General features: G+C 61.2%; 27 protein-coding genes. 8 read left to right on the forward strand and 19 right to left on the reverse strand.

Going from position 1 to position 19,100, the window contains the following annotated elements; all coding sequences use genetic code 11:
• Position 1: 1 nt before the first annotated feature.
• Together GJB56_RS28570 and GJB56_RS28575 are read right to left on the reverse strand one after the other, a co-directional pair.
• A complete protein-coding gene (locus GJB56_RS28570; RefSeq protein ID WP_113682261.1) occupies positions 2–754 on the reverse strand; it encodes an IclR family transcriptional regulator in 753 nt (250 codons plus the stop codon).
• Entirely contained in the window at positions 754–2,265 is a 1,512-nt protein-coding gene (locus GJB56_RS28575; RefSeq protein WP_020968712.1) for an APC family permease, read from the reverse strand. The genes GJB56_RS28570 and GJB56_RS28575 overlap by 1 nt, the downstream gene beginning before the upstream one ends.
• A 238-nt stretch (positions 2,266–2,503) precedes the next feature.
• Between GJB56_RS28575 and GJB56_RS28580 the strand changes: the two genes are divergently transcribed.
• The 3 genes from GJB56_RS28580 to tatA are packed head-to-tail and all read left to right on the forward strand — an operon-like array spanning position 2,504 to position 4,971.
• Positions 2,504–4,084, forward strand: coding sequence for a flavin monoamine oxidase family protein (locus tag GJB56_RS28580; protein ID WP_041814722.1), 1,581 nt, complete (start codon positions 2,504–2,506; stop codon positions 4,082–4,084).
• Positions 4,085–4,123: 39 nt separating this feature from the next.
• A complete protein-coding gene (locus GJB56_RS28585) occupies positions 4,124–4,795 on the forward strand; it encodes a Rid family hydrolase (protein ID WP_020968713.1) in 672 nt (223 codons plus the stop codon).
• Positions 4,795–4,971: a Sec-independent protein translocase subunit TatA gene (gene tatA / locus GJB56_RS28590; protein WP_019747480.1), complete on the forward strand. Its 177-nt coding sequence runs from the start codon at positions 4,795–4,797 to the stop codon at positions 4,969–4,971. Before GJB56_RS28585 ends, tatA begins: the two co-directional genes overlap by 1 nt.
• A gap of 52 nt (positions 4,972–5,023) precedes the next feature.
• On the opposite strand, the gene GJB56_RS28595 is transcribed toward tatA, so the two are convergent.
• The 5 genes from GJB56_RS28595 to GJB56_RS28615 all read right to left on the reverse strand — a co-directional run bounded on the left by GJB56_RS28595 (position 5,024) and on the right by GJB56_RS28615 (position 9,027).
• On the reverse strand, positions 5,024–5,638 hold the full coding sequence (locus GJB56_RS28595) for a class I SAM-dependent DNA methyltransferase (protein ID WP_029254681.1): 615 nt from the start codon (positions 5,636–5,638) through the stop codon (positions 5,024–5,026).
• A complete protein-coding gene (locus GJB56_RS28600) occupies positions 5,635–6,393 on the reverse strand; it encodes a PIG-L deacetylase family protein (RefSeq protein ID WP_113682262.1) in 759 nt (252 codons plus the stop codon). Before GJB56_RS28600 ends, GJB56_RS28595 begins: the two co-directional genes overlap by 4 nt.
• Positions 6,387–7,325: an acyl-CoA dehydrogenase gene (locus GJB56_RS28605; RefSeq protein WP_019747477.1), complete on the reverse strand. Its 939-nt coding sequence runs from the start codon at positions 7,323–7,325 to the stop codon at positions 6,387–6,389. Before GJB56_RS28605 ends, GJB56_RS28600 begins: the two co-directional genes overlap by 7 nt.
• Positions 7,322–8,026 carry a glycosyltransferase gene (locus GJB56_RS28610; RefSeq protein WP_020968717.1) on the reverse strand — a complete coding sequence of 235 codons (705 nt, stop codon included), beginning with the start codon at positions 8,024–8,026 and terminating at the stop codon, positions 7,322–7,324. The genes GJB56_RS28605 and GJB56_RS28610 overlap by 4 nt, the downstream gene beginning before the upstream one ends.
• A gap of 233 nt (positions 8,027–8,259) precedes the next feature.
• A complete protein-coding gene (locus tag GJB56_RS28615) occupies positions 8,260–9,027 on the reverse strand; it encodes a GAF and ANTAR domain-containing protein (RefSeq protein WP_113682263.1) in 768 nt (255 codons plus the stop codon).
• 110 nt (positions 9,028–9,137) lie between these two features.
• Between GJB56_RS28615 and GJB56_RS28620 the strand changes: the two genes are divergently transcribed.
• Complete coding sequence (locus GJB56_RS28620; protein ID WP_019747474.1) at positions 9,138–9,836, forward strand: HemK2/MTQ2 family protein methyltransferase; 699 nt, start codon at positions 9,138–9,140, stop codon at positions 9,834–9,836.
• Here GJB56_RS28620 and GJB56_RS28625 read toward each other — a convergent pair.
• Positions 9,793–10,842, reverse strand: coding sequence for an iron-containing redox enzyme family protein (locus GJB56_RS28625; RefSeq protein WP_113682264.1), 1,050 nt, complete (start codon positions 10,840–10,842; stop codon positions 9,793–9,795). The genes GJB56_RS28620 and GJB56_RS28625 overlap by 44 nt on opposite strands.
• Here GJB56_RS28625 and GJB56_RS28630 point away from each other — a divergent pair, their 5' ends adjacent.
• Complete coding sequence (locus GJB56_RS28630) at positions 10,843–11,082, forward strand: CDGSH iron-sulfur domain-containing protein (RefSeq protein ID WP_113682265.1); 240 nt, start codon at positions 10,843–10,845, stop codon at positions 11,080–11,082. It abuts the gene before it with no gap.
• A gap of 128 nt (positions 11,083–11,210) precedes the next feature.
• Here GJB56_RS28630 and GJB56_RS28635 read toward each other — a convergent pair whose 3' ends face one another.
• The 3 genes from GJB56_RS28635 to GJB56_RS28645 form a co-directional block, all read right to left on the reverse strand.
• Complete coding sequence (locus GJB56_RS28635) at positions 11,211–11,414, reverse strand: cold-shock protein (protein ID WP_003943666.1); 204 nt, start codon at positions 11,412–11,414, stop codon at positions 11,211–11,213.
• Positions 11,415–11,730: 316 nt separating this feature from the next.
• The gene (locus GJB56_RS28640; RefSeq protein ID WP_003943713.1) at positions 11,731–12,708 is read right to left on the reverse strand and encodes a YihY/virulence factor BrkB family protein; all 978 of its coding nucleotides are present in this window, start codon (positions 12,706–12,708) and stop codon (positions 11,731–11,733) included.
• A gap of 86 nt (positions 12,709–12,794) precedes the next feature.
• The gene (locus GJB56_RS28645) at positions 12,795–13,232 is read right to left on the reverse strand and encodes an STAS domain-containing protein (RefSeq protein WP_029254687.1); all 438 of its coding nucleotides are present in this window, start codon (positions 13,230–13,232) and stop codon (positions 12,795–12,797) included.
• Between the two features lie 317 nt (positions 13,233–13,549).
• On the opposite strand from GJB56_RS28645, the gene GJB56_RS28650 reads away from it, so the two are divergent.
• Positions 13,550–13,798: a hypothetical protein gene (locus GJB56_RS28650; RefSeq protein WP_020968722.1), complete on the forward strand. Its 249-nt coding sequence runs from the start codon at positions 13,550–13,552 to the stop codon at positions 13,796–13,798.
• A gap of 15 nt (positions 13,799–13,813) precedes the next feature.
• Here GJB56_RS28650 and GJB56_RS28655 read toward each other — a convergent pair whose 3' ends face one another.
• Together GJB56_RS28655 and GJB56_RS28660 are read right to left on the reverse strand one after the other, a co-directional pair.
• The gene (locus tag GJB56_RS28655; RefSeq protein ID WP_223258034.1) at positions 13,814–14,533 is read right to left on the reverse strand and encodes a SigB/SigF/SigG family RNA polymerase sigma factor; all 720 of its coding nucleotides are present in this window, start codon (positions 14,531–14,533) and stop codon (positions 13,814–13,816) included.
• A 95-nt stretch (positions 14,534–14,628) separates the two neighbouring features.
• Positions 14,629–15,063, reverse strand: coding sequence for an ATP-binding protein (locus GJB56_RS28660; protein WP_113682267.1), 435 nt, complete (start codon positions 15,061–15,063; stop codon positions 14,629–14,631).
• A 236-nt stretch (positions 15,064–15,299) separates the two neighbouring features.
• On the opposite strand from GJB56_RS28660, the gene GJB56_RS28665 reads away from it, so the two are divergent.
• Positions 15,300–15,737, forward strand: a complete 438-nt coding sequence (locus GJB56_RS28665; protein ID WP_024487397.1) for a hypothetical protein — start codon at positions 15,300–15,302, stop codon at positions 15,735–15,737.
• A 9-nt stretch (positions 15,738–15,746) separates the two neighbouring features.
• On the opposite strand, the gene GJB56_RS28670 is transcribed toward GJB56_RS28665, so the two are convergent.
• From GJB56_RS28670 to GJB56_RS31495, 5 genes are all read right to left on the reverse strand, one after another.
• Positions 15,747–16,064 (reverse strand): WhiB family transcriptional regulator, encoded by a 318-nt coding sequence (locus GJB56_RS28670; protein WP_020906545.1) that lies wholly within the window; start codon positions 16,062–16,064, stop codon positions 15,747–15,749.
• A gap of 184 nt (positions 16,065–16,248) precedes the next feature.
• Positions 16,249–16,920, reverse strand: coding sequence for an ANTAR domain-containing protein (locus GJB56_RS28675; RefSeq protein ID WP_020968724.1), 672 nt, complete (start codon positions 16,918–16,920; stop codon positions 16,249–16,251).
• A gap of 48 nt (positions 16,921–16,968) precedes the next feature.
• A complete protein-coding gene (locus GJB56_RS31945; protein WP_020968725.1) occupies positions 16,969–17,103 on the reverse strand; it encodes a hypothetical protein in 135 nt (44 codons plus the stop codon).
• Positions 17,104–17,176: 73 nt separating this feature from the next.
• Positions 17,177–17,722 carry a Dps family protein gene (locus tag GJB56_RS28685; protein WP_030535923.1) on the reverse strand — a complete coding sequence of 182 codons (546 nt, stop codon included), beginning with the start codon at positions 17,720–17,722 and terminating at the stop codon, positions 17,177–17,179.
• 84 nt (positions 17,723–17,806) lie between these two features.
• Positions 17,807–17,965, reverse strand: coding sequence for a hypothetical protein (locus GJB56_RS31495; protein WP_003943664.1), 159 nt, complete (start codon positions 17,963–17,965; stop codon positions 17,807–17,809).
• Positions 17,966–18,323: 358 nt separating this feature from the next.
• Between GJB56_RS31495 and GJB56_RS28690 the strand changes: the two genes are divergently transcribed.
• Entirely contained in the window at positions 18,324–18,626 is a 303-nt protein-coding gene (locus GJB56_RS28690; RefSeq protein ID WP_084325759.1) for a MerR family transcriptional regulator, read from the forward strand.
• A gap of 24 nt (positions 18,627–18,650) precedes the next feature.
• Here GJB56_RS28690 and GJB56_RS28695 read toward each other — a convergent pair whose 3' ends face one another.
• A complete protein-coding gene (locus tag GJB56_RS28695) occupies positions 18,651–19,028 on the reverse strand; it encodes a hypothetical protein (RefSeq protein WP_084325758.1) in 378 nt (125 codons plus the stop codon).
• Positions 19,029–19,100: the final 72 nt, after the last annotated feature.

Below are 19,100 nucleotides of genomic sequence, written 5' to 3' on the forward strand. Positions count from 1 at the left end.
TTCAGCTTGCCTTCGACATCGTCGGTGCAACGATGCGTTCCGCGTACTCCCGCAACAGCACGACCAGGTCTACGTCGTCGACGGAAAGTCTGCCGGTCGGACCTATCGCAGCCAAGGCACCGACGACACACCTTTCCGCGTCGTGGATCGGGACGGCGACGGCGGAGCGTCCGACACGGATCTCGTCGACCTCACGGGCGGGCTCGCCGCGCCGGATCCGAGAGAGTTCGAGTTCCAACTGGTCGCCGTCGGTGATGGTGTGTGCGGTGACCTTTCGCAATGGGGCCTCGGCCAATTCGGGTCGGCTGGCGAGGAGCAGCTTCCCGATAGCCGACGCGTGAACGGCTGCGACCAGCGTCCGTTCGCCGCTGAGCTCGTGGTCTGGATCGCGATCGACCAGTCGAATTCTGTTCTCTGCAAACGACGCGAGGTAGACGCCGAACCGTAGCTGTTCGCGGAGTTCTTCGAGGAGCACCGAATTGTCGACGGGGGTGGGTTCGGCGGCAGCCCCGGCCAATTCACGGGTGCGTCGGCCCAGCGCGAAGCCGGAGAGGTCGGCGATCCGAACCAGGTAACCGTCGGCGACAAGGATGTTGAGCAACCGATACGCAGTGGCAGGTGGGATGTCGGCAAGGGCGGCAATGTCCTTGGCGGTGGCTCCCGATCCGAGCCTGGCCGTCGACTCGAGGAGGGCAAGGGCGCGCTGAACCGCTCGGGGTTCGTGCCCACCGAGGTCGCGTGGTCGGCCCACCATCAGCGGGCGCCGGCAGTCGGCTCGCCCACCAGCACGATGTTTCCGGCTGCGTCGGTGGCGAACACCCCAGCTCCTGGTAGTACGTCCTCGGTTTCGGGACTGTCGAACGCGCCGACGTGCAGCAGGCTCTTGGGGCTTCGGCGTCGCAGGTAGAACTGCCAGAGCGTGCCCGAGGTCAGGATCACGAGCACAGCGATCGGTGCAACGTACGCATGGTCGATCGTGTTGGCGTAAACGAGGTAACCGAGAACTATCGCACCGGCACCACTTCCACACGACGCGGCTGCGAGAACGCCGGGAGTGTGCTCTCCGATACGCGTCAGGAAGACAACCGATGCGATCGCCACCAGTGCATAGGCAACGATGACGGCACCGCGAACCGTCAGTCGAACGTCGTCGAAAATCTCTCCGCGTCCAAGGATGGCAAAGGCTCCGCCGCCCACCAGAACTGTGCAGACGACGACGGTCAGCGCGAAGTAGGGCGTGCGAAATGCGCTGTGAACCGAGGCGAACCGGCGGGGGAGTAGGCGTTCGACGCCGAACGAGTAGACCAGTCGCGACGCAGCATTGGACGACGCCATCGACGACGCCAGCCACGAGCACCCCAGACCGACGTTGAGCGCGATGACGACACCTGGACTCACACCCGTCGCTGTTCCGTGGAGATAGGCGTTGACGAGGGTGTCGCTACGTCCCGACCAAGCGGCCCAGCCCGCAAAGATGAAGAGCGATCCACAGATGATCGGGGTGAGAAGGACTGTGCGGGTGACGGTTACCAGCGGACGACGAGCTTCGGGGCCGAAGAAGGCCGCGCTCTCGAATCCGGCGAGAGCGAACACGGCAGCCAGGGCGGTGAGTAACAGCCCGTGGCCGGAGGTAGGCGGAACGATCTGTGCTTGTTGACTTCCGGAACCGCCCACAATCATGAGCCCGACGATGAACAGAAGTGAACAGCTTTCGACGACGAGGATCGCGAGAGCAGCAAATCTGACACTTCGAACTAGGGCACCGAGAATCAGCAGGGCTATCCCAAGGTAGAGCGCGATGACGTGAAAAGTCTTGTCCACGTGCACACCCGCGAAGCCGAGCAATGCGATTGCGGCCTGTCCTCCGTGATAGAGCGTCATCACCGCGCTGCCGACGTACTTGACCAGCATGGCGATGCCGGTGGTCAATGCTGCCCGGGTGCCCAGGCCACGAAAGACGAAGCTGTGCAGCCCGCCCGATGCTGCCATTCGGCGCGTGAACTGCGAAACGCAGAAAGCGATGAGCGTCACCAGCACGGTGGCCGCGATGATGGTGATCATCCCGCTCAACAATCGGCCGTGTGTCAGCATGGTGACGGGCAGAACGACCATCGACACAGCAGGGGCGGTGGTTGCCACCGACTGGGCCAGCACTTCGGCGCCCGAGAGTTGCCGACGGCCCAACGCGCGCAGCGGTGATCGCGCCGGGGGCTGCTTCTCGCGCGTGGTGAAGGACCGCGCGATAGCTTCGGTGAGAGCGGACATGTCGCGTCACGCTAGTCCGGTTCTGTAACGCGGATATTGCGGACATGCTTCCGCTGATCGCACTCGGGTGAGAGAGCCCGATGCTGATGCTCGCAGGTTTCTCACTCGGTCCCCATTGACTGTTTCCTGCGCGTCAAGTTCCGGACCCAACGCTCCTGAAGTCTGTGTTCAACACCAACCACCCGGGTCACCGGGAGCACACTGGGGAGCTCGAATGCCATACACACGTAGATCTTTCATGCGCAGTCTGGGAATCACCGGCGGCGCCGGCCTGGCACTCGGTGCTATGTCGTCTATCGGCCTGGCGCCGGCGGTGGCGTCGACGCCGAGGCGATTTCAGGCACCTGCCGCGGGTGACCTGATCGGAAAGGTCAAGGGAAATCACTCCGTCGTGATCCTCGGCGGTGGACCGTCCGGTCTGTGCTCCGCCTACGAACTGCAGAAGGCCGGATACAAGGTCACTGTCCTCGAAGCGCGCAACCGGCCGGGTGGTCGGGTGTGGTCGATCCGCAACGGCACCGAAGAAACCGACCTGAACGGTGAGACACAGACCTGTACGTTCTCCGAGGGGCACTTCTACAACCTCGGTGCGACGCGTATTCCGCAAAATCACAACACCATCGACTACTGCCGCGAACTGGGCGTCGAACTGCAGATGTTCGGAAACCAGAATGCGAACACCTTCGTCAACTACACCGGCAACAAGCCGCTGGCGAATCAGTCGATCACCTACCGAGCAGCCAAAGCCGACACCTACGGATACATGTCCGAGCTGCTGCAGAAGGCCACCAATCAGGGCGCTCTCGACCAGGTCTTGAGCAAGGAAGACAAAGAAGCACTCTCGTCCTTCCTCACCGACTTCGGCGATCTCTCCAGCGACGGCCGCTACGTCGGATCCTCGCGTCGAGGACACTCCGCCGAGCCGGGCGCCGGCCTCAACTTCGGAACCGAGATCGAACCATTCGGGATGAGCGATGTCATCCAGGGCGGCATCGGACGTGCATTCTCCTTCGAGTTCGGTTACGACCAGGCCATGACGATGATGACCCCCGTCGGCGGCATGGACCGGATCTACTACAAGTTCCAGGACGCGATCGGGATGGACAACATCGAGTTCGGCGCCGAGGTCAGCGGCATGAAGAACGTGCCGGAAGGCGTCACCGTCGACTACGTCGTCGACGGCAAAACCAAGTCGATCACCGCCGACTACGCAATCTGCACGATCCCACCGCACCTGATCAAGCGGCTGAACAACAACCTGCCCTCCGACATCCTGCTCGCGTTGGATGCAGCCAAGCCGTCGTCGTCGGGCAAGCTCGGTATCGAATACTCGCGTCGGTGGTGGGAGACGGAGGACCGCATCTACGGCGGCGCGTCGAACACCGACCGCGACATCTCCCAGATCATGTTCCCCTACGACCACTACAACTCCGACCGCGGCGTCGTGGTCGCGTACTACAGCTCGGGTAAGCGTCAACAGGCTTTCGAATCGCTCACCCACCGTCAGCGGCTGGCAAAGGCCATCGCCGAAGGCGCAGAAATCCACGGCGACAAATACACTCGCGACATCTCGTCGTCCTTCTCCGGAAGCTGGCGTCGCACCAAGTATTCGGAATCCGCCTGGGCATCATGGGCCGGCGCGGGAGATTCCCACGGCGGCATGGCAACTCCCGAGTACACCAAGCTGCTCGAACCCGTCGACCGGATCTACTTCGCCGGCGATCACCTCTCCAACGCCATCGCCTGGCAGCACGGGGCCTTCACGTCCGCGCAGGACGTCGTCACCCATCTGCATCAGCGTGTTGCGCAAACTGCCTGACGTGCTTCGTTTTCCATCACTTTTTCTGGAGGTCACATCGTGAAATCTCGCAGCACCAAGGTCCTTGCAGCGGCATTCGCCGCCACCGCGCTACTGGGCTTCGCCACGGCCTGCTCGTCTGATGAGGCGGACGCCGAGACCACATCGAGTTCGTTCGTCTCCAAATCGATTCTCGAAGCGGGGCAGGCAAACCCGATGATCGCTCAGGGTGTCGCGATCGGCGGCGACACCGCGATCTACAAGACCAGCGGCATCGGCCCGTCGGCAGGAAACAAGGCGGCGCCGGAAGGTTCGCCGGAGTCGTACATCGACGGCCAGTTCTCCGGCGGAGTTCTGCCTGCCGGGGTCACCGTCACCGAGGCGCAGGGCATCAACGTACTCAAGAAGATCCGCGACAACCTCGAAGCCCAGGGATTGAGTCTCGAAGACGTCGTGACGATGCGCGTCTTCCTGGACAACGCGCCGGGGTCGGACAAGGCCGACTACACAGGATGGAATCGCGCGTACCGTCAGTTCTTCGCCAATACCAATCTCGACACCGGTGATACGGAGCTGGTGCCGATGGGCACTGCCGAGCCGATCGCTCCGATCGAGCGCAACAGCGCTCGGCCCACCCGCTTCGCCCTCGAGGTTGCCGGACTGCCCGTTGCCGGTTGGCTCGTCGAGGTAGAGGTCGACGCGGTGTACCCCGATGGCAAGGAACCCGCCTGATGGGCGCGCTCAGCCCGACCCACTGGGCAATCGTCGCAGTAGTGCTCGTGGTGCTGTTCGGTTCGAAGAAGCTGCCCGACGCGGCCCGCGGCCTTGGCAGGTCGATGCGGATCCTCAAGACCGAAGTCGGTGAACTGCACTCGGATACGGACCTCGCGTTGGAGAAGCGAGACTGACCCCTGTGCGCGGTTGAGGAGTCCCCACACTCCTCAACCGCGCACAGGTCTTCTAGATCAGACCTTCGGAACGCGCTACCGATGGTGGTGACGGCGGACCCTTCACGAAGACATCGATCAGCACGTCCTCGTCCTGGTACGACGCGAACTGCGCCAACCCCGGTGTCTGGCGCACAGCCGAATGAACGGCGTCACCGTTCTGCGGATACTCCGGTACGACGTGACGCCAATGGGCGCACAGCAGCGTTCCACCAGGCTCGAGATGCTCGACGACGTGCAGCATTGCCTCGATCAGCTTTTCGAAGGTCAGGTAGTAGCCGACCTCGCTGATGACGACGAGGTCGAAAGTCTCGTCGGGCCAGTCGTCACCCAACGCCCACAGACGAAATTCGGCATCACGTCCGGTAAGCCGCGCACGGGCGCTCTCGAGTGCGGCCGGGACGATGTCGGTGGCGAGAACGCTGTCGCAGCGCTCTGCCAACTTCTCGGTGAGAACCCCGATCGAGCATCCCGGTTCGAATGCGCGACGGTATCGAGGTTTGGGGAGCATCGCGACGCTGAGCGCGTACTTTCGCTGCTCGTACCACCGGGATTCGAAGTCCCACGGATCGGATTGCGCCGCATACATCTTGGCGAAGTAGTCCGCGGGAAGCTCACGATCGGTCATACGAACACCGTTTCGTACGGTCGCAGTAGTCGTTCCATCGCATGTCGGGGGAGGATGGGTGCATCCGCGGGATGGTCGGAAAGCGGGGCGATCTGTGAAGTGAACTCATTGGCAGCAGCCGATTTTGCAGCCTGAACGTCGGAGGGCAAGGCCACTCTTCTGGCCCTTTCCCACGGGACTGCTGCATGATCCGGCTCAGCCCAATGCCACGCCCAGATGGGGTACTCGATCAATCGTGATCCAGTGTCCGCGCAGGCCTTCGCCGCTGCCTCCCCGGTGGCTTCATGGTCGGGGTGGCCGTCCCCGCGCCATGTCGAGGCGCACCAGGTACCCGTCGAGGAATCACCGAGAATCGAGCTGAGACGGTCGGTCAACTCCTGTCGGTTCTCGCTGATCTTCCCGTCTGGAAGGCTCAATCGAACCGGTGCGGGAATTCCGAGTACACGCGCTGCTCGATCCGACTCGGACCGCCTGAGATGTTCCATCTCAGGCTGAGTCACTGTTGGTGAATCGGGATGTGAGGCTCCACCGTCGGTGACAGACACCACGTGAACGTCGATGCCGGAAAGCGTTGCGATAAGAGCAGTTCCACCCAGTCCGAGTATTTCGTCGTCGGGATGGGGAGCGACGACGATCAATCGCGAGCACCCGGTGAGATCCAGTTCCGGAAAGCTGCGTCCCCACTCCTGCCATGTCGATTCGGGAGTGCCGCCATCGTCGACAGGCTTCTGCGCGAACAGTTTCGAGTTCACCACGGCCGTTTCCCCTTGGCCGCAATCCGGCCCAGTTCGGCGAGATCCTTCTCGGCGTGGCTCTGCCGCAAGTAGACGGTGAGGTCGGCTACCCGCGCGGCATGCTCGGCGTCCATGCAGAGCGGTGCGGCGCCGAGAGCGCGTCCCACCCGATCCAGGGTCTCGGTGGCGGCGCGCTCGACAATTGCCCGCACACGGAGTGCCCGCTGCATGGCCTCGGCATTTTCGTCGAAAGGATCGGCGTCGATCTCCGCCGCCGCGACTGCGAGCGCGTTGCGCGCTGCGGCCAGCGCTGCATCGACCGCGCCGAGGTGGGCGAGTAGGTAGGGATCGTCGCTGCTTGCAGCCTTGTCGTACAACGGATCTGCAACGCCGCAGGCACCGCCGTACCAACATGCAGCCACGCCTATCGCGCCGTGCCAGAACCCCGGCCTGCTCAGGTAGTCGCCTGCCGTCCCGACCGGTATCGCCGGAACCATGTCGAAGTCGACCGCGCTGGAGTCGCTTTCGGCCATACCGACGGCCTTCCACGAATCGGGAACGGGATGCACCCCAGGTAGTCCGAGCTCAACTGCGAAGAGTGAGGGTACTCCGTCGACCAAGGCGGTGATCAGTGCATGCGTGCAGGTGTTGGCGCCGGAACACCACAATTTGCGGCCGGTGAGCGTCCAGATCCCTACGTGCTCAGACGCATTCACCACAGGTTCGGGTGGCTCGGCCGCCCACACTCCCCACAGCTGCCCGGGTTCGGGATCCGGCCCGTCGAGTTCGGTGAGTATCGCGACGGCATCGGTGTGAGCCTCAGCCATCCGCCCGAGAACCACATTCTCGCGCGTGAGCTCTGCCAGGGAGGTCCACCGCGCGGCTGTCGCGCCGCCGCCGGGAAGCGGCAAGTACAGTCCACCTGCGTCCAGGAGTGTGTGTAGTCGTTTCATCGTGCCAGCTCCGCTTCTTCGTTATCGGCGGTCGTACAACCCAGGTTACGGATATGTCCGGCAAAGCCGCCCGGAGTTCGGCCGTCGAGACGCGCAGACGTGGTGACCGCAATGTCTTCTGCCCACGCGATACAGGCACCAGCCTCGCTCAACCGCCGGACGAGATCGACGTCCTCGTCTTCTTCGAGATCGGAGAATCCTCCGACGCTCCAGTACATATCCGCGCGGACACCGAGGTTGGCCCCGTGGACGTGACCGTGTCGACCATATGGATGTGCGTGGTACATACGTTCGTATCGTTCGCGAACGGAGTGTGGATGGCCTTCCCAATCCGCGATGCGTACGGTTCCCGCGACGACGTCCGCAGTACGCGCATACTCCAATTGGCGCGCAATCCAGGTGGGGCCGACCACCGAATCTGCATCGGTGGTGGTGAACCACGCCGAAGCTCCCAACCCTCGGCCGAACTCGGAAAAGCCCGTCGCTCGCGAACGTCCGACGTTCTGGTGCTCGACGCGGAGTACTTCGACCCCGTCGGGGATGACACCGGCGGTTCCGTCCGAACAGTTGTCGAGGACGGCAACCAGTCGGACGGGAACAACGCAAGCCGACGCCGCTGTTGCGAGTGCGCGAAGGCAATTGGGGAGGTCTTCGGCTTCGTTGTGGGCGGGAACTACGACAAGAACCTGGTCGATTGGCACAGTGACGATCCTTTCCTCACCCTGGTACGGTCGGGTCTTCTTTCGTCCCGGTTCTCAACAGATAACCACATTTCGGACGAGGGCCGCCGCTCGACCGCCAGCAGTCACGTAGGTCGAAAACTGTTTCGGTGAAACATCTCTGGATGCGTTTGGGAACTGTGACTTCGGGGTACAAGACGAGGTTTTGCGACTGTGCTTTAAGGTGCAAAACGGGGTTTTGCACCGAAGAATCTTCAGAGCCGGCGGTGGCGCACCGAATCGATGAGCATCCGGGCAACCTCGTGCAGTTTCACGTTGGTGTTCTGCGATTGCTGCACAAGACGGCTGAATGCTTCCTCGGCGTCGATGCCGTGGACGGCGATCAGGACACCTTTGGCTTGTTCGATCTCGGCCCGAGATTCCATGGCGCAGTGCAACTGTTCGATGTGCTCGTGTGCTTGACGCCAGCGTCGTGAATCTGCGATCGCCGCGCCCGCACCGGCGGTGAACAATTTCATCAACTCTTCGTCGAAGGCCTTGAACTCTGTCGAGGCGAATCCGTAGACGTTGAAAGCGCCGAGCAGTTCGGTGTTCCCTTCGCCCATGGTGATCGGCACGGACAAGTAGGACCGGACGCCTTGTTTGCGGGCTTCGTCGGTGAATTCCGGCCATTCGTCGACGTGATCACCCACCGTTGCCCGAACCGAGGACACCGTGCGCGCGGCGTCAACGCACGGACCACGATCAGCGGAGTGCTGGGCGTCATCTATCTCGGAAAGGTAGTCCGCGGTGGACGCAGCAGTTCGTGGGCCATCGGCGGACAACACCGTCACGCTGACAGCATCGGCGTCAGGCAGTGCTTTGACCGCCGTCTCGGCCAGACGTTGGAGCATGGAGTCGAGATGCTCGTCCGTGTTCAGATTGGACCGGAGTCCGGCAATCGCTTCGGCGAGTGTGTCGAGCGAATCTGCTGCGGAAGCAAACGCCGCGGCTACCTGAGGAGCGTCCGCATTGCCTGTCATGACTCAGGTCTACTCCGCAAACTGCGACGATGTAACCGTTCCGGGCAGTCGATGCTGCGATGTTCGCATGAAATCCGAGGTTCCTGGGTAGCCGCACGCAGCGATGTGCGATGTCGCCTGAAAAAGAGGAGCCGATGATGATCCTGCGTCTACCTGGTGTGTATCGACCGCAACACGACACGTCGTTACTGGCGGATGCGCTGCTGTTCGAGCACCTCACCGCTCGCAGCCGGGTCCTGGATCTGTGCACGGGGACCGGCGCCCTCGCCGTCGCGGCATCGGCGGCTGGTGCAGGCCACGTCGTCGCGGTCGACATATCTCGCCGAGCGTGCGCCAATGCTCGTCTCAACGGAATCCTCAACGGAACCTTGATCGATTCCCGTCGCGGCGACCTCACCGAGGCGGTACACGGCGAACTCTTCGATCTGGTGATCTCCAACCCGCCGTACGTCCCTGCACTGGCAGACGATCTACCTACCGCTGGAATCGAACGGGCTTGGGACGCAGGCAAGGACGGACGCGCCCTCATCGACAGGATCGCGGCCACCGTTCACGAAGTGCTCGTCCCCGGCGGCACACTACTTCTTCTGCAGTCGGTACTGTGTGGGGTCGACAAGACCGAGGCGATACTCGAGGAACACGGTATGGCCGTGGAGATTTCGGCCCGGAAGTACATTCCCTTCGGGCCCGTGATGCGCGAGAGGCGCACCATGCTCGAGGCACGAGGGTTGATCACCACCGGTCAGGAAATCGAACAACTCGTGATCATTCGCGCAACGAAGTCTCGCCCTTCTCCCAACTCGATGTGAGGTGATCGCCGAGAAGATCGTCGAACGCGAGGCATGTTGCAGCGCCGAACAAGATGTCATCGGTGCGGTGCGGCTGCGAAGAAGCAAGACCGCCGGCAAGTTCCCGAACGGCGATCTGTTCGTGAACGGAATCCGCTTCCACGTGCTCGTCGTAGAACAGTGTCGCGTCCGAACCGAATCCGAGTCGGCGCAAGCCGGCACTGTACCGTTTGCTCGGCAGCGCCGACGTGGTCTCGACGGCGCACAGGTGCCCGACCAGCGCTCCGAGATGTCGGCGATGAAAGCCGAAGAGCGAGAGAGCATTCAACGACGCCAAGGTTACCGCGGGAACAACATCGATGTAGTGCCCGTAGCGGTCCGAAAGGCCGACAGCCCGCATGGTGTCGGCAAAAAGACGCGAATGCATTCGCTCTGCGCTGCCCCCTCCGTACTCGTCGCTCTGCACTTCGACGAGGGCTGCTTTGACGGCACCGGAGAGGCGCGAAATTCCAAGGGTGTGCACATCCGCTTCGCGCAGCTGATTGAGCGAACGGTGAATCAGCACCTCCGCGAACTGATCGATTGTGGCGTCCTTCGCCATAAAGGACGCCAGACCGGGGCCTGCACTGGGAGCCGTCATCGCCCACAAATCGGCTACGACGTCACCGGACGACGGAACTTTTCCCACGAGTTCCACGATGGCGGCCTCGAAATGCGTCTCGAGACGCGACCTCGCCGCGAGCAGGTCCAGATTCCACTCCCACGCGTCCGAGACGTTCTCGATTCCCTGCAAATGAAGCTCGTAGAGGAGCGTCAGAGTCAACTGAGCGTCGTCGTCTCGAAGAATGTCGAAGGTGGGGTCGATGGACCGTGCAACCTCGTACGCGTCAGCGGCAGCCGTAAGCTCCCTCGGATCGGCCGAGGAGCGCAGAATGGAAACGAGAGTGGCGCTCAATGGGCCGCGAGCCTGTGGAACAGGCATGGAAGTGGGCACGCCAGTGGCCGAATCGAGAAGTGAAGAGGACATATGACCGCGTTTCCCGAATCGTCATCTGCCGAAACACCGAGTGTTGCCGGTAACAACACCACCATAATCGCCTGCTCGGACGGCCCGCTGCTGGTGCGTGGTGACTTCGAGTTGCTCCGTGACGACGGCACTCCGATAGAGAACAAGCGCTCTACGGTTGCTTTGTGTCGATGCGGGCGGACCGGCATCGCGCCGTTCTGCGACAGCTCCCACAAGAAGAAGCGGGCGCGAGCGACGTAACCGGGGCCAACTCGGAACGAGCCGGACCCGTAAACCAAGACGGCCCTGAAACCAAGAAAAGGCTGGATGCCGGCACCGTGCGGTGCAGCGTCCAGCCTTTTCAGTCTGAAGTCAGACTGGGATCGAACTCAGATGGCGCGAACGTTCTGAGCCTGGGGGCCCTTCTGGCCCTGTCCGATCTCGAACTCGACCTTCTGGCCCTCGTCGAGGGACTTGTAGCCGCTGCCCTGGATCTCCGAGTAGTGAACGAACACATCCGGTCCGCCACCTTCCTGCTCGATGAATCCGAAGCCCTTTTCACCGTTGAACCACTTGACACTGCCCTGAGCCATAACCAAATTCTCCTGGATCCATCGAGCCGAGCCCTCCCATCGAGAGTCCGGTCTCACACCTGATCCTGCCATGCTCTTCTTTTTCTGTCTCCAATTACATGCATGGCGAGTTGCAGTATTTGACGGGTTTGTCCCTTTCCGGGACCACGTCGGAAGCAGGTGATTGTTCAACTATGCGCGTTTACCTGCTGTGATGTATTCGTCGCTTCGATGTAGCGCGAAATGACAACACCTGTGTTAAATCTGGATTCGCGGCGCAGAATGCCACCCCGATACCCAGGAGGGGACCAAATACCCAACTCGATCGGGGTCGAGATCAGTCCGAATCGTCGGGTTTGGTGTGCCCGTCGAACGTCACATGGATGTTCTCGTGGGGAACCGCGCGTTGGGCTTTTGCTTGATCGGCGAAGGTGCGCCGATCGCCTTCGATGAGTTCGGTGTTGTCGGTGAACGGAGCCAACAACGCCCGCGGATGGAGTTTGTCGACTCGCACGACGTTGATTTCCGCGCACATGACGATCGAGGCGGCAGCGAGGAACAAGAAGGCCAACAAACCCAGAACGATGGCAAAGACGCCATTGGTGGTGGAGGCACCCCGCACCACGGAGGTCACGTAGAGGGCACCGAAGGACTGAAGTGCTTGCCAGAGAACAGCAGCGGCGATCGCTCCAGGCGCCACATCGGCTACCGAGAGCGGGCGGGCGCAGGTGAGCCGGAAAGCGACGATGAAGATGCCTGCATTCAAGACGACTACCGCAAGGGTCAACAGGAAGCTGAACGAACCGCCCAGATGAAGCGCACCGCCGATGTTGGAGACAGCGGTGGTCCCCAAGATCGCGAGACCGATGGTGCCCAGGAGCAGTAACCCTTGAAGACGCCCGCGGATGGGATCCGGTCGCATGTTTCGGGGCACCGACCACACCGTGTTCATCGCATTCTGGCAAGCCAGAGCGACACCGAGGCCACCGTAGAGACCACCGACGATTCCGATCACCAGCCCTGTGACACCGCCGCCGATCTGTTGCGCATTGCCCAGATCGTCACCGATCACCGGAAACTGATGCAGAGCGGAGTCCAAGATTTGTTGCTGAAGCTCGGGGTTGCCAGAGAGCACGAAGCCGAGAATGGTCGAGAGCAACAGAAGAAGAGGGAAGAGCGAGACGAAGCCGTAGTACGCGATCAGCGCGGCGAGATAAACACCTTGATCGTCGAGGAACTTGTAGAGGACCGCTATCGGGAACCCCAGGGCCGGATGCTTCTGTTGCAAGGCATCGAGGCGCTTGGCGATTGTCATTCTCGGTCTCTCTCAGCTCGTCGGACAGCCCGACGAACCTTAGTCGCTGCGAGCGCGCGGCGCTCGACGCCGGTGCAGGCTTGGCGTCAGGAGGCTTCGAGTGACTTTTCTGCTTCGGCGAGCGCGCGCATTGCTCCCTCGACAGAGTTGGTGACCGGAAATTCCTCTTCCGCCCGTGCGGCCCGAAGCAAGCGTCGAAGCGGGTGTGACCCGATGACGGACCACTGGAAGTCGTGCGCTCGTGAACGGGAGTTCAGTTCGGCAAACAGTTCGAGGCAGACCGCACCGACGAACAGTGAGTTTGACAGGTCGAGAATGACGCGGGACCACTCCGCAGCGTACGAGTTGAGAAGTTCTCTCAGTTCTGGGGCGGACAGTTTATCGAGGTCGACGTCGACCTGGATCAGGACTGTCGAGGGTGCTATCCGCCAGGCCGCGAAGCCTTGTGTGTCCACGATCGGACCCAATTGTGTTGAGGGATCGACGAAATCGATCGCTGTGTGGTCGAGTTCATTCAGATTCATGGCAGATCCGGTCTGTGTGCTTTTCGTCGAAAGGCTGACGACCGACCTGGCGGCACGGAAAGTGGAAGAGTCCAGGTGTGGAAAGCATTGAGCCCAATGGATGTACGCAGGAAGTTGTGACCTGAATCCAGAGTCCTGATGCGAACCGAGCGCCAGCGGCTTCAGCCCCGGCTGTATTCTCAACCTCGGTATCGCTCAGTGTAGCTCGAGGGCTTGGATCGGTCCAGGCTTGTAGTCGAACATTAAGCGGTGCAATGTTTTTGGCTCGACACTTCGGTATGGTTGGGGATCAGCGCCACCTGACGAAGGGATTTCAGATGAACGACCGCGATGCACTCACGGCCATCTCGACCAAGCTCGACACACTGATCGGCGCGGAGACCAACGGTCTGCAGGACGAGGTTCCGCCCGGTTCCAGTGTTCAGCGCACCGAGCAGGACGGCGAGCACGGCCGGTGGGGGCACGATTACCGCCTCGCCAACAAGTATCTCGAGGCTCTCGACATCGGCCAGCCCGGGCTCATTGACCGAGACGAGATGGAACGTCTTGCGCAGGAATACATCTGATCCTGGGGACCTACTTCAGAAGATTTCACCCATCTCGGTGCGCAGCTGCTTCAGTGTCTGAGTGAGGATTCTGGATACATGCATCTGAGAGATGCCGATCTTTTCGGCAATCTGGGACTGGGTGAGATGACCGAAGAATCTGAGAACCACGATCGTGCGCTCGCGCTCCGGTAGTGCAAGGAGCGCGGGTCGCAGGGTTTCGTGATTGTCGATCCGACTGATCGCTTCGTCGTACTGTCCCAAAGTATCGATCAGAGTCAGTCCGCTCCCGTCGCCGGCTGACGCGGTGTCGAGCGGTGTGGTTCGATACGAATTTCCGGCGGTCAACCCCTGTTCGACCTCGTCCGGCTCGATGTCGAGCTCCGTGGCAAGTTCCGCTACCGTCGGTGCACGGCCGAGCGTCTGCGACAACGACGTGAGCGCCCGGTTGAGGGCAAGATGTCGTTCCTGAAGGCTGCGAGGTACGCGTACGGACCAGCCGTGATCGCGAAAATGCTTGCGTACCTCACCCATTACGGTGGGGACTGCGAACGACAGGAAATCCGATCCTTTGTCTACGTCGAATCGCTGCACAGCCTGTACCAACCCCACGCGCGCAACTTGTTCCAAGTCCTCGAAAGGCTGGCCGCGCCCCTGGTAGCGACGTGCAACGTGGGTGGCGAGCGGTAGGCACAGTTCGATGATCGAGTTGGTGATCTTTTCCCGGGTCGGATCATCCGGCGGAAGCGAGGCCATCGAGACGAACAATTCGACAGCTAGTTCGTACTGGTCCTTCTTGTCCGGTGGTACAGCCTTGCCCGGTAGGACAGTATCGTCCGGTGGGACAGCGGTCACGCACGCTCCTGGAGCAAGCCCTTTTCAAGCGTCATCGTCAGGGTGATGTGACCGTCCGCGTCGATTTCCGATTGCCCCAAACGGACCGAGTCGACCAGTGCTTCGAGAACGAACCATCCGAAGCTGTGGGACTTGTCGGGTATTTCGGAGTGTGCGATCACCGACACGACGATCCGAAGAGTGCGACCGTAGGTCTCGAATCGGCAGGTCAAGTCGCTGGACGGTATCGCATGGCCGATGAGGATGCTCGCGACTTCGTCCATCGCCAGAGCAAGGTCGGCTGTCCCGTCGACGTCCAATCCGGTGTTGTTGGCAACCGTGCGGGTGATTCCGCGCAGAGTCGGCAGTTGAGAGTACGACGCTCGGACGCGGAGCGAGGCAATGGAGTCGTGAGTAAGTTCGGCTTCGGTCGGACTCGACAGAGGAATCAAGGGGCTTCCTGTAGGTAGATGTGGCGTAATTCCGGCGGACCGAGGCAAGGAACGGTACCGGCCATGCGTGCCAGCCATCTCTACCCCGGAAGTATTCATGGCCTTCGATTACCCTTCGCCCGGCGAAGTAATCCTCTTTACCCGAACTAGAGGATGAATTGTGAGACACATCACCTGTGGTGCGCTCGTACCGATTCCCATCTTTCATTTGTGACCCGTTCGGGTACGTCCATTTCATGGGCACTCAGGCGGACAGGCAGATCCCTGTACACACACGACCGGAAGGCGTCACGGACGACGAGGTGAAGGCAGCGGGGGTGTTGTCGAACGCCCTCGAAACGGTGGAGCGGGCGCGCGGCGCTCTGTACGACTTCCATCAGCTGATCGGACATGCGGATCTCATGCTCGACGAGGTCGTCGAGTTACTGCGATCCAGCGGTAACGACGAGCTGGCCGATCAGGTCGAGAAAGAGTTGATGGGCCGGAACGTGGTCGAAGGGCGCTGGACCTTCCAGCTGGTCGAGGAGTTCGACGAAAACTACTGGTCCTTCTTTCGCGAATGCGAACAGGTGGTGCGTGACAAGCTGGCCGGTGGAGTGCCGCACCTCTTCGAAGCCGAGATGAAGGAGCGACGCCGCACGCACGGTTTACGGCATCACGAGGCCAGGCCATGAGGTTGCCACCTACTCCGGTGAGTTCGCAGCGGCACTGATCAGTGGTTCAGTTCGACCTTTACGCAACGATTCTCGTTCGGTCGCGGTCATGCCGCCCCAGATACCGTGGGGTTCCCCGGTCTGGATGGCGTGCACGAGGCATCTCTGAACGACAGGACACCTGGCGCACACCAGCTTCGCCGAACTCTCGCGTTTCGCTCGCCTGGAGCCGCGCTCGTTCGTGTCGTCGTAGAACAGGGCGGGGTCGGTGTCGCGGCAGGTGCCGGACAGCTGCCAATCCCACTCGTCGGCAAGGGGCCTGGGAGATGTGTAGGAGCGCATGAACATGGACGTTCCCTTCGCTGCGTGACGAACTCGACTCGGATCGGGGATCCGGGTCGGGTGTTAAGGCAAAGCTCGGTCCCGCCGGCCTGAACCGGCGGGACCTTCGAGGCTCCTCCCTCGAGGGGAAGATTTCGGGGGTACCTCTGGTCGGTCATTACCCAGCCGTACAACCTTTGAATCCCGGTCGTCAGGAATTCTTTTGATCGACGGCACGTCTCTCTGCTGCGGCGACAAGACCACCAGCGATGTCGCGCACCTTGACGTTCCATTCCTGCGACATCTCGACCAGAAGGTCGAAGGCTTGGTCGGCCGAGCACTCGCGCTCGGCCATCAGTAATCCCTTGGCCTGCTCGATCACGGGCCGAGAATCCAAAGCTCTTCTCAGTTCGTCGTTTTCCGCGCGAAGGCGGGTGAGGACGTCTGACGCTGAACTGGACTGCTGAGCCTGGGGTCGTTGAACCTCGTACACACGATGAAGCACTCCGATCACCCTGCCGTCATCATCGGTGACGGCGGAATTGACCGTATTCCAATAGCGCGTGACAAACAGCCCACTACCTCGCTCATCGCGCACGTCGTAACGCTGAGTCGGCAGTGCGTCCCGAGTTCTGGAGTGCATCGTGCGCTCGAATGACGCTGTCAACGAGAAGATTCCGTCGGCAAACGAGTCGTCGGGATTGTCGGGGAAGGCTTCGAACACTTCCACTCCGTGCAACTGATCGAGGCTGCGGCCGGACACGGCAAGGTATTCGTCGTTTGCGCCCTGGATACGGAAATCGCTGTCCACGAGCAGAAGAGAAGAAGTGCTTGCCGCAAATCGATCGCTTCGAACGATCGAGCGGAGAGTGCTCGAACTCATGATTGTGTCGTTTCTGTCCTGTCTTCGACGGCTGCGGCCCCTGATATTTCAGAAGTAATTGATCGCGAGAACTCCAAGGGCGGTGCCTGCCACGATCGATCCGAACAACAAACGCTGCTGCAACACGAACATCTGATACTCGCGACGTGTTTGTGCCGACGTGCCGCGCGAGTCCGCAGACATGCTCTTGCCCTTTCCTGTTGTGGGGATCGCGATTTCGGCCGACCCCCGATCGGCCGAAATCGCGGACGGTGCGTCAGCTCTGACGCGCCTCGTTTGCGGCATCCTGCTCGGTGGACGCGCCTTCGTGTACGAGGCTGCCGCCGGAGTTCTCGAGGTGCGCACGAACGAACCACTGGAACTTCTCCAACTGTGCCGTTTGGCCGATCAGCATGTCTTCTGTGATCGGATCGATCTTGCCGACGTTGTCGATTGCAGTGCGGCTGTCGGTGATGACCCCGGTGTAGACGAGGTCGAGCGCAGCCAGATGGGCGCGAGCGTCGTCGCGGCCGACGGAGTAGTCGTCCCAAGTCCGATCGCGCTCGATCGCTCCCGCTGTGCCCTTGGGGGAGTTGCCCAGTGCCGCGATACGTTCCGCCACATCATCGGCGTAGCCGCGAACCAGCTCTACCTGTGGGTCGATCATCTCGTGCACGCCAATGAAGTTGGGTCCGACGACGTTCCAGTGGACGTGCTTGAGCGTCAGATGAAGGTCGTTGTAGGCGCTGAGGCGTTCCTGCAGAATATCGGCGACGGACGAACCGTCTGCGCTGCTCAGTCCCGGTACGGTGAACTCGGACATATGTTTTCCTCTCGTCTTGATGGGGATCGCCCGCGAACGGGGCGGTCTCGCGCCATCGTCAATCGGATCGCGTGTCGGTCAGGTTCAGTGCGCGAGTGCTACTGGCTCCTCTGTCACCGGGTCGCCGTACATCATCGCGATTCGGCGCTTGACCTCTTCGGTTGTCAAAGTCGCGCTTGCAACAGTGATTCCGATGCCGGTGGTGCTCTCGCCCTGTGTGGGCGGGATGTCGATCGTCGTCATCTTGCTCCCGGTGAAGAGTGTGCCGTGAGGGAGTCGGCTGAACCACCGACTCCGACGTCTGGGTGTTCTACACCTTCGAGTGCCGGTTATGGCGCTTTCAAGTGCTACAAAATCTATATCAGCCGATGTAGATAATTGGCAAGGCTACTTCGATTCGACGGCTAAGGGAAGCTCCCTGTGCGATCTTGCCGAAATCGGCTTTGATCTGCCATTACATGCCTTCTCGGCTCGACGATTTTTGTCATGAGTGGCCCTGGACACGCTTGAATCTATGTCCTGGGCGTCAGATTCACTGCGTGATGATGCTAAGGTCGGATGACGCCGATTGAGACAGCCGACACCGAACTAGGAGGTTCCAGTGACGTCGGAATCCCAAACCCGGGCGCTGCGCGGCGTATACGGGATCTCAGTGATGTCAGAACTGTCCGGGGTAGGACCTCAGACGCTGCGCCTTTACGAGCGAAGGGGCCTGCTCACACCAACCCGCACGGATGGCGGTACACGCCGGTACAGCGAGGCCGACCTGGATACGCTCGGACGAATCACCGCGCTGATCGACGACGGAGTCAATCTTGTCGGTATCCGTCTGATTCTGTCCCTGGAGGCCGAGAATGCAGTCTTAGCGGCTCGAATCAGCCAGTTGACCGACGAGGGTGACTAGTAGCGTTGCTCCATACGATGCCGTTCAGGATGGAGTTTCGGTACGGGTAGGGTCGCCGAAGTCCGCGTCGGCGGAGATCTTGTTGCCTGCCGCTTCGATCTGTTCGAGCACGGCGTCCAAAGCATCGACCAACCATTGATGCGACGCTTCCGCGAGGAGGCGATCCGGTGTGTCGGTGTTTTCGGATTGGAAGAACCGCACCAGCCACGATTCTCCGTTGTCGGGTCGATCTGAGAGTCCGGCCGCGGTATTGGTCGCCAGAAGATAACGGTTGTATTCGAGATCGACACGAATGGCGTACTCGCCGAACAGGTTCACCACATTGGCCGGCCGATGAGTAGCAGCAGCGAGCGCGATGAGAGCGTCGTTGTAGGTTTCGGAGTACTTCACCGTGAGGGGCATGGTCGGCCTGTCTTTCTGGGCCGATGCAGCATTGCACGGCTATGTTGAGGAGATCAGTTCGCAGCCGCTGCT

It is taken from the genome of Rhodococcus sp. AQ5-07 (genome assembly GCF_009707305.1).
Lineage (GTDB): Bacteria > Actinomycetota > Actinomycetes > Mycobacteriales > Mycobacteriaceae > Rhodococcus_F > Rhodococcus_F erythropolis.